Source organism: Paenibacillus whitsoniae, assembly GCF_003955665.1.
GTDB classification, from domain to species: Bacteria; Bacillota; Bacilli; order Paenibacillales; family NBRC-103111; genus Paenibacillus_E; species Paenibacillus_E whitsoniae.
This window is the reverse complement of record NZ_RXHU01000054.1, coordinates 94,863-108,771: the sequence shown is the minus strand read 5'-3', so window position 1 is coordinate 108,771 and position 13,909 is coordinate 94,863. Positions and strand designations below refer to the sequence as shown.

Below are 13,909 nucleotides of genomic sequence, written 5' to 3'. Positions count from 1 at the left end.
CGGCAGCGCGCCCCTTACTATATCCATCCTACTGTCCCCGTGCTTACTTGGCGAGACTGCCCTGGAGCTTGAACGGATCAAAGCTCGGATTCGCCTTGGTCTTCGTATCTCCCGACGTTCTCGCTTTATCCAATCCGGCGTTGTAGCGTGTGGATAAATCGCTGAGCGTCTTATCCAAATCTCCGCCTTCGAGCATGTATTTCATAATGGCGTTGCCGGCTTTTACGCCTTCTACCTTAGCCTCCGTCACCGTAAGCGGCGTCGGTGCATACAAAGCATCGAATTTCGTAGGGAGGAAGCCTTCAATGCCCGGCGTCGTAGGCTTTTGGGCGACAGCGTTCACATCCGGTACAATGGAAATACCGTACCCTTTTTCATGATAAGCTTTCTGGAAGTCAAGGTTGTAAATATATTGCAGGAACTTCCAGGCTTTTTCTTTATTCGGAGTGCTTTTGCTGATCCCAATGTAGTTCCCCGCGATAACCGAAACCGTTCCCTGCTTGTTGCCATCGATCGTTGGCGGAAGCGCAGCGCTCCAGTTAATTTTCGTCGGGAATTGGCTTTGGTACACAGCCGGCTCGCCGGAATGATTAAAGTACATGCCAATCTTGCCTGCCGCAAACTGTGCGCGCAGCGGATCGATGTCAAGCGACTCTACGCCCGGCAACATACTGCCGTCCTGTTTCATTTGACGAAGCGCTTCAACGATCGGCTTATATACGGCGTAATCAAACAGCCCTGTCTTATAGTTGAAGCCATCCACCACAGAAGTGCCACTGAGCGAAGCGATCGGATTGGCAATTCGGCTGAACGCCGATCCCGGGTTTTTAAAGTTCTCCGCGAATCCGTAAGCACCAATATCTTTGCCGGCTTCCGTAATCTTCTTGGCATCTTCCACCATTTCTTGCACCGTTGACGGAGGTGCGGCAATACCGGCTTTCTTAAAGAGATCCACATTGTAAATCAATCTCCAATACTGTCCCGTGTTCGGCAGCGAGTAAATGTTGCCGTCGATCGTATTCAGCTCTTCAACCAGCAGACTGTTGTAGCGATTCTTCATTTCATCCGTCATCATATCGTTAAGAGGGGCAAGGTAACCTTTCTTGACAAATCCCGTAAAATCGTTCGTTCTCAAAATATCCGGCGCCTGATTGCTGGCGAACGCAATATCAACCGACTGGTTGAAATTGTCCGCAAGCACGGTCATTTCAATTTCAATGTTATCCTTGTTCGTTTCATTGAAATTCTTTATCACTTCTTTCATGTAATCAGCATCATGCCGATCGACAGTCCAATACGTCAGCTTTGTTTTCGCCCCACTGGAAGCAGCTCCGGATGGCGAAGTGCTCGCCGAATTCGACTCCGTTTGCCCTCCGCAAGCCGCCAGGGATGCCGCCATTGTCATTCCAAGCAGCGCGGCCAGCACCATTTTTTTGTTCATGTGTAAAACCCTCCTCGTTTAGTTTACCTTAAGACCATTTTTTTAACAAAGTAGAACTACTATCAGCATAATTCCAAAAACGCGAACACCGTGAAGGACAAATCAACTCTAGCTAGTAGGGGAAAACCACTTTTCTATTGCATCGCCAAAAGCGCTTATCCCTTTACCCCGCCAGCTGTCACTTGAATAAACGATTTGTTTGCAAGTACATACACCACAAGAATCGGCAGAAACGACAGGCATGCGCCCGCCATCATAAGGTGCGACTCTGCAGCTGCGCCGATTCCGTAGCGTAAATTCGCCAGTCCCACTGTCAGCGTTTGCAGCTTGGGATTCGTCATCGTAAAGACCAGTGGAAGAATGTACTCATTCCAGGCCCCTCGGAACGTGAACAATCCTGTGACGCCAAGAGCCGGCCCCAGTAAAGGTAGAATAATGCGCCAATATACCGTATAGAAATTGCAACCGTCCAGATAGGCCGCTTCATCGAGATCCTTCGGGATCGCCTTGAAAAAACCAATTAGCATAAAATAAACGGTCGCATGCGCGCTGATCAGAATAAGAATGACGCCCCAGAGGGATTTATTCAACCCAAGCTTGACCATCAGATCGAACTGCGGCCGAAGCACCACCGCCCCAATCGAAATAAACATCGTGCTGCCCTGCAGCGCAGCGTACAAGCGTTTGCCCGGAAAAGACGAACGGTCGACCGCGTAAGCAGACATCGAAGCTACCAACAGAGTGCCCGCGGTTACAACGGTGGAAATAAACAAGCTGTTCCATGTGAACTGAGCAAAATTGGCTTGCTTCCAGGCAGTAGCATAGTTCGAGAACTGCCAGACCGAAGGCAGCAACGTTGCTCCCGTCGTAAGCTCGGCATTCGTTTTAAATGACCCCAGTATCGCCATGACGATTGGAAAAAGTGTAAAGAACGCGATGATCAGCAAAAAGAGCCATTTCACGGTATGAGCGGCGATATATCCGCTTCGGTTAACGCCATTTTTCGTAATGCGCATTATGCTCTCCTCCTCTCAATCCTGATTAAGCCGCTTGGATAGGTAGAAATAGGCGACGGTAATCGCCCCGACAATCAGCGCCGTCACGAACCCGGCTGCGCTGCCGTAGCCGATTTGCTGTACCGTGGAGGTTGCAGCCGATACCGGAAAAAATAATTTGTACACATAGAGATACATGACATCCGTCTTTCCGAACGGACCTCCTTCTGTCAGAACCATAATGCTCTCATACCCTTTCAGTGCGGTAATAATGGCCAGCATGACAATCATTTGCAGGACCGGCCCCAGCATCGGAATTGTGATGTTCCAAAACTTGTGCAGCGCATTCGCCCCGTCAATGGACGCGCTCTCGTACAAATCATCGGGAATGCCTTGCAGACCGGCGATGAACAGCAGCATATAGTTGCCGATCGCCCCCCAGATTGCTGTAATAATGACCGTTACCATTGCGTAATTCGGCCCCAACCAGTCAATGGCTTTGGCAATGATGCCATACTTCAGAAGAAATTGATTCAGCAGACCGTTATACGAGTTGAAAATTGTAAAAAAGATAATCGACATCACGGACGTTGAGATGATCGTCGGCATAAAATAGACCGCCCGCAAAAGCACCTTGCCTTTCAGTCCTTTGTTCAGGATAACGGCCAATACAAGCGATATCGGCAGAACGATAATGATTTTGCCGCTTGCATAGATAAAGGTGTTATATACCGAATGCCAGAACTCCCGATCTCGCCATAATCGGGCGAAATTGTCAAGTCCGATGAATGCTGGAGTCCCGAACCCCTGATAATCATAGAACATATAGCGAAGCGCCCATACAATTGGATAAATACCAAGCGCTATCGTTAAAAATAGACTGGGAAAAATGAATACATAGCTGTTGAGAACGGATAACCGCTTACGCATCGTGCACCTGCTCCTTTTCAATGTGGTAGTTCAAGCATAGTACACCGCGCTTCGAAGGCGAGAGCGACAATACAACTATGACCGTAGGACAAATCGACTGTGTTCCGGATACAGTTTCTAGGACAGCTCAGTCGACACCAAGATTCTTTTCCACCATGCTGAAAAAGCCGCAAAGAATCATCTCTGCGGCTCACGGCTTATTCAATGGTTTAGCCAGTGTTTAGCCAGGTTATTTCGTGAATAACCCTGCCTTCGAAGCACTCAGCTTTATAACGGAGCCATGCCTGGCTCCGGCAGGCAATTGAAGCTGTCCTGAGATATCTTCCCACTTGTGCAAATCGCTGGAACAGCATGCACCATAGTACTGGTCTTGAAAGCCGTCAAACAGCATGATCCAAAAAGGCTTCCCTTCCTCCTCCAACGCATATAGGGTCGGTCCCTCCGTCAGTTCGGGAGTTAAAAGTTCAGAAATCTCACTAACCGATGGGGGGACCTTGGATTCCTTGGCTATACGACAGGAACGTATCGACTTAAAAGCCGTTCCATTTTCATTCATGCCCCGTTCATCTTTATACAGCATCAAATAGGAGTCACCCCTATCTGTCATACTGGCGTCGATGACATTATAACCGGGATCGAAATACAATGAAGCCTCCGAGAAAGACTTAAAGTCTTGCGTCGTAACAGACCATATCCGATGATTTCTCTCACCTTCGCCTACCGTGGACGACCAAATAACGCGATACGCCTCCCAAACGGTATCCCAGAAAATTTCCGGTGCCCAGCAATTCTGTGTCTCAGGCAGATGCTCCATGACTCCGATTAAACGCTCCTCTTGCCAATGGATCAAATCGCGAGAGCGGGCATAACCAATACTCCGGCTGCGCCATCCGTCTGTCCATACGAGATGAAACACGCCTTCCTTATCCTCCAAGAGAAACGGGTCCCGAATCTGTTTCGTACCAACACTCGAAGCGAATAAAGGCTTGCCTCCACAGAGCCCGTTCCAAACGAGACCGTCAGGGCTTGAACTCACGAATAGTTGTTCTTCATCCGTCTTGAAGTAGCTGAAAAGATACATCTCCTCATTCCTCCTTGCTATCCTTCCATCCGATTTCTGTAGGATCGAGATCAACATGGTGCAGTCCAGTCGAATCGGTGAACGAAACATGAACGTTTTGACACGCTGCGTCAATTTCCAATCGGGTGACCTGCGGCCGTTCTTTATGCTCGCAGAGGTCTTCCGGGATACACAACGTAACAATCCCCCGTGCCCCCGTAAACGTTCCTTTGCCGACGAGCGTCGAGGTCTCGGCTTTGATCCCATAGATTTCAGAAACCCATCCCTGTTCGCAATCAACAGTAAACGGGGCAGGCTGATCTCCGCTCGTCTGCCAATACATATGCAGGTGAAGATTGGAAGGATATGCAATCACGGATTGCAGACCTTCAGATGGCGAACGTTCCTCGCAGTGTTGAACCGCCGCCGACGTAGGCAGCTGAAATCTCTGTTCATAATGATGCGTACCCTTGGCTTCCAGCCAGTCCACAATTATAATCGCACTGCTCTTTTTGCTCAGCAGCAGCCACCTGCGATGAAGCACAGGGTCTTCCAACCTCATATAACCCTGGTGAGATGCATCGATGAAATCATAATCTTCCCCTGAGATCCAGCGATTCACCGTACAAGCAGCATGCGGAACGTCCCATTCCTGCGTGGACAAATACGGCGTTTGATCCAGCCCGTCTACAGTAATCGTATTGTGCGCCCGGGTACTCTTGAAATAACGCCGCCACTCCCCCTCTTCATAAGTGTATCGTCCCGGATCAAGGAAGAGCAGGGTGCCCTTCCACATCCACTCCATATTCAAGGCGTCCGCATGACCATGAGCTCCTCCCATGGAAGCAGCATCGAAAAACAGGTAGTGCTCCTCACTTTTCATAAAATAGTAGCCGGTATTAGAAAAGGCCACGGAACTCGGAGCCCCCGCAATGCTGTCAAGCTGCAGCTCTTTAAACTTTTCGTATCGCTCGCGGCCAAATAGCCATAAAATTTCGGCACTAAGCTTGCCCAGCTTGATAAAGGTAGTATCATCCAGAATTGCGCCTAGCAAAGCAAGACGTTCAGCGCTGGAACCGATTAAATCGGAGTCTCCTACAGCCGTAGAGCCTCCATCCGGCCGAATCATCGCATGTGTGAAGGCGGCCATATTGCGCAGTCTGCTGCCGTACGCTTCGGGCAGCGGATGTCCGGATACTTTACCCAGCCAATACGGCGTCCCAAACATTTCAATACTGCCATTGTGATAGTGGGTGGTCAGTTCACACTGCACGCCGTCGGCATCAATTTGACGCGTCATACACAGCGACAGTCTCTCCACTGCGAACTGCCGCCAAAATGAAGCCCTGGGATGCTCATGATAAAATACGCCGATCATAAACAAGCCCTGCATATGCATAATCGCATGGTTGATTTCCGTATTGCCCAAATAACTCGTTAAGTATTGGGCATGCTCCGCCAAAGCCGCTTTAAATTCAGCTCGAAAAAGTTCGGTCATCGTCGTGCTGGCTTCCATATATTTATACGCGGAAATCCATGACTGCACCCGAAGTCCTACCTCGAGCAAACGCCATGGCCCTGGCTTTTGAAAAAAGACGGCTTCCTCATACAACGGCGATACGGGTACTGGGTTCTGTTCCCTCCAGCCGCGCAAATGCTTCATAAATGTGTGGACAAACTCTTCGTTATGCGTCATTAAATAGGCTCGCCCCAAATCGAGCATGTACCAATGTCGATTCAGTACCCAAGTAAACTCAAGATCCTTGGAAGGGTTGTGCAGCCAATTAACGGGTTCACCGAGATCAATCCAATGGTTCGTATCCATGGAAAAAGGAACCCGAAATAGGTTTTTGCAAGCTTGAACTGCATGTTCAATTGCAACTTCGGCAAGCTTGGGAAACTCACGTTGAAAATAGCTCCCGGTTTCTTGCAATTCCCCGTCTTTCAAATAAAAATTCATGTTCATTCTCCTCCCCTAGGATACATTATACGTCTGCCGGTAATCGCTCTGAGATAGACGTTTCAACTATTCAGAGGGGGGAATAAGACTGAATAGGGACTGATAGCCCAAATTCCTTTGCTTTACTCCTCGCTAGAGTATGAAAAAAACCGCAGGCAGCGCGGCCTGCGGTTCTCTCTATACTTTAAATTTATGCAACGAAATTTGCAGCTCTTCGGCCAATCCTGCCAAAGATTTTGCCGAGTTCTCGATTTCCTCCGTCGTCGCCATCTGCTGCTGGCTCGCCGCCGACGTTTCCTGCGAAACGGAGATGCCCACCTCGGACACTTCGCTGACCGTGCGCATGACCTGCTCAATTTGCAAGTTCGCAGCCACGAGCTGTTGGATGTTCAGGTTCACCACTTCCACTTTCGCGTTAACTTCCTCGACGGAAGCGGCAATGTGAACGAACGATTCCTGTGCCTGCTCAGAGATCGTAAGCCCGGTCTCCACTTTGCCCGCGCCGGTCTGCATCGCTTGTACGGCGTGATGAATCTGCGACTGGATCGTTGACACCAATCCGGTAATATTGCGCGCGGAAGCGGCGGTTTGCTCCGCCAGCTTGCGCACCTCGCCGGCAACGACGGCAAAGCCGCGGCCCGCTTCTCCTGCGCGCGCCGCCTCGATCGCAGCGTTCAGAGAAAGCAAGTTGGTCTGCGTCGAGATTTCATTGATCGCATGGATAATTTGTCCGATTTTATCGGCGTTTCGGCCCAATTCGTCAATCACCCCGCCGACTTCGCGTACGGAATCGGAAATATCATTCATTTGAAGGGCAATGGATGAGATGGATTCCTGACCTTCGCGAGACGCAGTCGTCGCACGTCCGACCAGCTGCGTAACCTCTTGCGCAGATTCGTTGATCCTTTTCGTATTCGTCACCATCTGGCCTACGGCTTCATTCGCCTGAAGAACGCTTGAAAATTGGCGCTCGAAGTCGCCGGACAGCTTTTGAGAGGAACCTGCCACTTGGCGAGCGGCCATCGCACTTTGCTCCGAGCTGGCCAACAGCTCTTGGGAGCTCGCGGACAACGTCAGCGCGTTTTCGGCGATTTGCGCGACAAGGCTGCGGATACTCTTCGTCATCTCGTTGAAGGATGTGGTCAGCCTGCCTACCTCGTCTTGATACGGGTAGTCTCCCTGTGCAGACAAGTCGCCTTCGGCCGCTTTGACCATATTCGCCTGCAAGTGATGGATCGGCTTGGTCACGATCATGTTCAGCACCAGCGCCATGCCTGTCATTAAGACGATTGCCGCCACGATCGTGAGGATGATCACCACATGGGAAACTGCGGAATCGTGGCTGCTGTCTTTTTGCGAATTGTCGGCTGCCGTCTCTTTCAGTTGAACGAGTGCATTCAGCGCCTCAATCGTTTTCGTTCGCTGCGGCGCGACTTCATTGTTGAACACCTGGTAGGCTACCTGATTGTTTTGCGTTGCCGCCGTGATCGTTTTGCCCACAAGCTCCAGGTACTTGGCATTTAACTCGTTGAAGCTTTGATACCCCTTCAACTCTTCGCTGCCGCGCATCTGCCCTTTGACTTTCCCATCGAGGTCCTGGATCGTCGTCAGGCTTTTATCGAGGTTCTCTTTCAGCTTCCCCTTATACATGACGTCCGTAGACAGCATCATTTCCAGCAAATTCGAACTGGATTCATTGTAGCTCGCTTCCAGCTGATTTATCCATTTGACAGACAATAAGCTTTCCTCGTACATTTTAGTAGTATTGCTAGACATCTTATCCATGTTGTAATACCCGGTGAAACCGATGATCAGCATAAACAAAATGGCAATGGCATTCATGAGCAGCAGCTTGAAACGCAGCTTGAGATGGCGGAGAATGGACAGGTTGAATCGATGACGATTGCGACTCCCGGTCGACTTGGTCTTTGCGCTCATGTTAATGTTCAAATTCCTGTTCTCTCCTTTGTATTTCCGACGGCCCGTCCGGCTAGATGTCAAGAAATCTCACGTAATAGTAAATTAATTAACCTGTGGTTTATTTTACAAAACACCCCTCTCGATGTAAAGAGAAAATTGTATGCATCTCGCATATTTACGGCCTTCTCAGCGTTAACGCATCCACATTATTTATAGAAGACAAGGGGTTGTCCAGCATGAAACGAATCGCCATTATTGTGAATCCACTTTCTGGGAATGGCAGGGGATCTAACATATGGAGGGAGATCGAAACCGAGCTCGTTCGGTGTGCGGTCTCGTACGAACTCGCGATGACGACGAAGCCCGGCGATGCCTCTCGTCAAGCGACCGCTTATGCCCGTGAACAGGCGTTCGACCTGCTGCTTGTCATTGGAGGCGACGGCACCGTGCACGAGGCGGCGAACGGGCTCCTGCTTTCTGGAGCTGCGGAGCAGCAGCTCCGGCTGGGGGTCATTCCCGCGGGGACGGGGAATGACTTTGCCAAGGCGTACGGCGTGCCGCGTCAGCCGCTGGAAGCGCTTTACCTCGCGCTGCATGGCAGGGGCGAGGCCGTGATCGACGTGCTGGCGCTGGGCGGCGGCGCACGGGTTGCGGTTAACAGCTTCGGGGCCGGCTTCGACGGCATGGTCGCCAAAGTCACCAACGAAGCTGGTTACAAAAAGAGGCTGGCCCGCTTCGGCCTCGGCCGGCTGGCGTACTTGCTCTCCATTCTGCGGGTGTTCGCAACGTATCAACCGCAGGCCGCCCGGCTCGAAGTGGACGGCCTCGTGCACGAGCTGCCGCATATGTGGCTGTGCGCCATCGCGAACATCCCCTACTACGGCGGGGCAATTCAGATTTGCCCCAGCGCTTCCCCGACGGACGGCCTCGCGGACGTCGTCGTGATCCAGAGCCGCAGCCGCCTTCGCCTGCTGCCCGTGCTTTTGACCGTGTATCAAGGGAAGCATACCACACACCCGGCTGTGACGTTTTACCAAGGCACCGCGATCAAGCTGAGCGCGGGTGAGCCGCTGCTGCTGCAGGCCGACGGCGAGATCGTCGGTACGACGCCGCTGGATGTGCACGTCTTGCCGGGCACGCTGCGGGTTTGCTGCGCGGAGGGTGCTGCCAAGACGAAGTAAGGCAGCAGCCTATGAGCGTTCCGACTGAGCAGAAGGCATTAGCAGGGCCTCGGCCCTGTTAATTCGCCTCGCGCGGCGATTTTTCGCGATGTAAGAGGGGACAGAACCTCTTAACACTCGCTCGTGGCACGCTTTTCGCCTTATTCGAGGCTATTAACTAGGCCTTGCCCCTGCTAATTTGCCTCACGCGGCGATTTTTCGCGATTTAAGAGGGGACAATCCCTCTTAACACTCGATCGCGGCACGCTTTTCGCCTAAATCGAGGCTATTAGCTAGGTCTTGCCCCTGCTAATTTGCCTCCAAAAGTTCCTTACCGTTCGCAATAGTTCCTCTCTTCACCACAACCTTCCTCCCAACCCTGCAACGCCCTTCCTCCCTCCAAACACGCTAAACACAAATAAGCGCGGTCCACCGCGCTTATTCTCTTCATTTCCCACCACACGCCGCAAATAGAAGTGGTCAACCGCTTCTATTCCGCCAAAATTCACTCGAAAACGCCTAATCTCCGAGCAATAGCAGCGGTTTACCACGCTTATTTCCGCTGCGAATGGCAAATTCGTGCCAATAGATGTGGTGTACCCCCCTTATTTGCCCTGCGCTCCCTCGCGACATCCAGGTCCCCTTCCGGCGCCCCGAGCTCTCTCAGCTGCCAATGCGGCAAGCCAGCTCACTCTCGCTGCGCCCATCCCCGCAGCGTCACATAGTCGACCTTGCCGTTGCCCAGCAAGGGCAGCTTCTCCACATACCGCAGCTCCGAGGGCATGTAGATGCCCGGCAGCTGCCGCTGCGCCAGCGCCTCGCGCACGCTTCCCGGCGTCAGTCCGCTGTCGGTATGATACACCACGATGCGCTCGCCCTTGCGCCGGTCGGGCGCAGCAACCGCCACGCATAAGGATGACGCTTGCATGCATGCGGCCACATAGCCCTCCACCATCGGCAGCGATACCTTTTCGCCGCCGATTTTGGCGAAGGATTGCAGCCGGGCCACAATCCGAATAAATCCCTGCTCGTCGATCGTGACCACATCGCCCGTGCGGTACCAATCAGGGCTAGCCACGAAGCCTTGCCCATGAATCAAGTAGCCCTGCATGACGTTCGGTCCCCGAACGAACAGCTCGCCACCTTCGGTGATACCGTCCACAGGCTCCACCCGCGCTTCCATGCCGGGAAGCAGCCGGCCCACGCTTCCCCGACTCGCATGCATCGGCGTGTTCAGCGCAATGACCGGCGACGTCTCCGTCGTTCCGTAGCCTTCCAAGATGCGGATGCCAAATTTGTCCATCCATAGCGCACGCACCTCGTCCTTGAGCTTTTCCGCACCGGCGACGACATACCTCAGCGAATGCGCCAAATCATACGGCTCCGCCATCCGTCCATACGCGGCCAGAAACGTGGAGGTACCGAATAAAATCGTAATATTTTTATCATACACAAGCTCGGGAATGACCTTATAATGCAGCGGATTCGGGTACAAAACCAGCTTCATGCCCGTCAGCAGCGGCAGCAGCGTGCCCGCCGTCAACCCGAACGAGTGGAACATCGGCATCGTGCCGAGCACAATATCCCCGCTATTAAACCCGATCACCAGCTTCGCCTGCTGCATATTCGCAAATAGATTGCGGTGCGAGAGCACCACACCTTTCGGCTTGCTTTCACTGCCGGAAGTGAAGAGCACAACTTCATTCGCACCAGCCCCCGCCACGGGGCCCTTCATCCGCAGCTTTGCCTGCAGCCAGCCCAGCAGCCGATCCGCCACCGTCACAGACGCCCTGATCGTTTCGAGGAACAGCACCTCATGCCGTTCACTTGCCAGCAAGACAAACTCTTGCAGACCGGTCTTTTCCACAAAAGCTCTTGACGTCACAATCGTCCGCACGCCCCCCGTCTCGCAAGCATCCAGCATCGCCCCCGCGCCTGCCGAATAATTCAGGATCACGACAGGCTTCCCTAGCCGAAACAGCGAAAATAGCACAATCACATGCGCCGACGTATTCGGCAGCACAATCGCCGTGCGCGCTCCCCTGGGCAGCTGCCCTAGCAGACCTTTCAGCTTAAGCGCAAGCACATAGCTGTGCAGTGCCAATTGACGATAAGTAAGGGTCGTCCCCGTCACGACGTCTTCTAAGATCACACGTCCAGCCCCATGCCGCCCCTTCGCAGCCATCAGTTCATGGAACAAATTCAACTGGGGCTTTAACCGGCTCTCGAGCAAATGATCCAGCATTCGATCCCGAATCCAAGTGGTCGCCCATACTTTTTGCGCCTTTCGCGATAAACCCTCCACCATACCCGGAGGCACCTGAAACGGTTCCCCAAAGCTGAAATCCACCCGTGGAAACCAGCGCTGCTTCACCTTCCCGGCCAAATACGAAAACTTGGCGTACTCCAACCCATTGATCGCAACCGGCACCAGCGTTACCTTCGCCCGCAGCGCCATATAGCCGATCCCACTGTACACCTTCATCATCGCCCCCGTGGTTGTAATGCGCCCCTCCGGAAAAATAACTAACGGCTTGCCGCTGCGGATCGTTTTGAGCATGCTCCGAACCCCATAGGGATTGGCCGGGTCGACCGCAATCGTTTCCCGAATCGGAAACAGCCAATCGAACCGCTTTGCCATTCCCGTGTTCACCACAAACACCGCTTCCTTCGGCAGCACGAGCGAAAGCAGCACCCCATCCAGTAAAGAAACGTGATTCGGAATCAGCACCATGTTCTCCGCTAACCTAAACCGCTCACGACCCTTCACGTTGACCCGGAAAGCAGCCAAAAGCAGCATGCGTAGCAGCGGATAAAGCCATTTCAGCAGTGTTGTCACGATTCCTTTCATCCCGTTCTCCCCTTTTGTGTAAGCGTTCTCAAAAAGCGCATATCACCTACATCTTATGCGGGTTCTCATGGATTTGCGTATGGGTCCGAAAAATAAAACAGTCCCGTAGAGCGGCCTAACGGCCAAACTCTCGGGACTTTTTATCTAAAGGTGTTAACTACCTAGGATATTACTTACCGCCAAGCACGTGAATCGGGTGACCTAGCGCACCTTCCGCCGCGTCCATGATCATTTCCGTCAAAGTCGGATGCGCATGGATCGTCAGCGCGATGTCTTCCAGGTTTGCGCCCATTTCAACGCCAAGCGCGATTTCGCCGATCAGGTTGGATGCTTCTGGCCCAACGATTTGACCGCCAAGCAGCGTGCCGGTTTCTTTGTCGGCAACGAGCTTCACAAAGCCTTGACCTGCGTTCAAGGAATTCGCGCGGCCATTCGCTGCATACGGGAATTTACCGACAGCAACGTTGATGCCTTTTTCCTTCGCTTCCGTTTCGCTAAGGCCAACACCTGCGATTTCCGGATCGGAGAACACAACCGCTGGAATTGCTTTGTAATCCACAACGGAGTTGTGACCCGCGATCACTTCCGCCGCGACTTTCGCTTCGTAAGAAGCTTTGTGCGCAAGCGCCATGCCCGGCACGATATCGCCAATTGCAAAAATGTGCGGAATGCTTGTACGACCTTGATTGTCGACTTCGATCAAGCCGCGATCCGTCATTTTCAGACCGATCAGATCCAGGCCTAACTCTCCGTCTGTATTCGGACGACGGCCAACCGTAACAAGGACATAATCCGCTGTTACTTGTTTTTCTTCGCCTTTCACCGTAAAGGTTACGGTAACGTCATTGTCCGTTTTCGTGCAGGATTGCGCCATTGCTTCGGTGTGCACCTCAACGCCGACTTTATCCAAGTTACGGGCAACGAGCTTCGTGAATTCTTTTTCAAAGCCAGGCAGCACGTGGTCGGAACCTTCCAAAATCGTCACTTTCGTGCCGAATTTCGCATACGTTTGACCAAGCTCAACGCCGATGTAGCCGCCGCCGATGACGACCAGGCTTTTCGGAATTTCAGGCAGGTTCAGCGCTTCGGTGGACGAAATGATTCTGCCGCCAAAAGGGAATGCCTTCAGCTCGATCGGACGGGAGCCTGTTGCGATGATGCAATTTTTAAAACGGTAACGCGGCGCTTCCGCATCGTTGAACACACGTGCTTCGTGCTCATTGATAAACATCGCTTCACCTTGGAACATTTGAACCTTGTTGCCTTTGAGCAGCCCGCTGACGCCGCCTGTTTGCTTCGCCACGATGCTGTTTTTCCATGCTTGGACTTTCGCGAAGTCAACCTTCACGTTCTCAACCGAAATGCCCATGCTGTCTGCATGCTGAGCATGCTCATACGTATGCGCCGCGGAAATCAACGCTTTGGATGGGATACAGCCGCGGTTCAAGCACACGCCGCCCCATGCCTCTTTATCAACGATCAGAACGCTTTGGCCGAGCTGAGCTGCGCGAATCGCAGCGACGTAACCGCCTGGGCCTGCTCCAATGACGAGCAAGTCAATATCGAGAGAAGCATCACCTACTACCATGCTG

Annotated in this window: 9 protein-coding genes; 1 reads left to right on the top strand and 8 read right to left on the bottom strand. The window is 52.5% G+C overall.

What is annotated here, in order from left to right; genetic code table 11:
• Positions 1-43: 43 nt before the first annotated feature.
• The 6 genes from EJQ19_RS18005 to EJQ19_RS17980 form a co-directional block, all read right to left on the bottom strand.
• Positions 44-1,441, bottom strand: a complete 1,398-nt coding sequence (locus EJQ19_RS18005; RefSeq protein ID WP_126142621.1) for an ABC transporter substrate-binding protein — start codon at positions 1,439-1,441, stop codon at positions 44-46.
• Between the two features lie 155 nt (positions 1,442-1,596).
• The gene (locus EJQ19_RS18000) at positions 1,597-2,457 is read right to left on the bottom strand and encodes a carbohydrate ABC transporter permease (RefSeq protein ID WP_126142620.1); all 861 of its coding nucleotides are present in this window, start codon (positions 2,455-2,457) and stop codon (positions 1,597-1,599) included.
• Between the two features lie 15 nt (positions 2,458-2,472).
• Positions 2,473-3,366: a carbohydrate ABC transporter permease gene (locus EJQ19_RS17995; RefSeq protein WP_126142619.1), complete on the bottom strand. Its 894-nt coding sequence runs from the start codon at positions 3,364-3,366 to the stop codon at positions 2,473-2,475.
• A 229-nt stretch (positions 3,367-3,595) separates the two neighbouring features.
• Positions 3,596-4,447, bottom strand: a complete 852-nt coding sequence (locus EJQ19_RS17990) for a glycoside hydrolase family 43 protein (protein WP_126142618.1) — start codon at positions 4,445-4,447, stop codon at positions 3,596-3,598.
• A gap of 4 nt (positions 4,448-4,451) precedes the next feature.
• Positions 4,452-6,386, bottom strand: a complete 1,935-nt coding sequence (locus EJQ19_RS17985; RefSeq protein ID WP_164716602.1) for an alginate lyase family protein — start codon at positions 6,384-6,386, stop codon at positions 4,452-4,454.
• Positions 6,387-6,563: 177 nt separating this feature from the next.
• On the bottom strand, positions 6,564-8,336 hold the full coding sequence (locus EJQ19_RS17980) for a methyl-accepting chemotaxis protein (protein ID WP_126142616.1): 1,773 nt from the start codon (positions 8,334-8,336) through the stop codon (positions 6,564-6,566).
• Between the two features lie 83 nt (positions 8,337-8,419).
• Between EJQ19_RS17980 and EJQ19_RS17975 the strand changes: the two genes are divergently transcribed.
• On the top strand, positions 8,420-9,487 hold the full coding sequence (locus tag EJQ19_RS17975) for a diacylglycerol/lipid kinase family protein (protein WP_126142615.1): 1,068 nt from the start codon (positions 8,420-8,422) through the stop codon (positions 9,485-9,487).
• A 667-nt stretch (positions 9,488-10,154) separates the two neighbouring features.
• Here the strand turns inward: EJQ19_RS17975 and EJQ19_RS17970 are convergent.
• Both EJQ19_RS17970 and lpdA read right to left on the bottom strand, forming a co-directional pair.
• Entirely contained in the window at positions 10,155-12,317 is a 2,163-nt protein-coding gene (locus EJQ19_RS17970) for an AMP-binding protein (protein WP_241242968.1), read from the bottom strand.
• 169 nt (positions 12,318-12,486) lie between these two features.
• A complete protein-coding gene (gene lpdA / locus EJQ19_RS17965) occupies positions 12,487-13,905 on the bottom strand; it encodes a dihydrolipoyl dehydrogenase (protein WP_126142614.1) in 1,419 nt (472 codons plus the stop codon).
• Between the last annotated feature and the right edge of the window lie 4 nt (positions 13,906-13,909).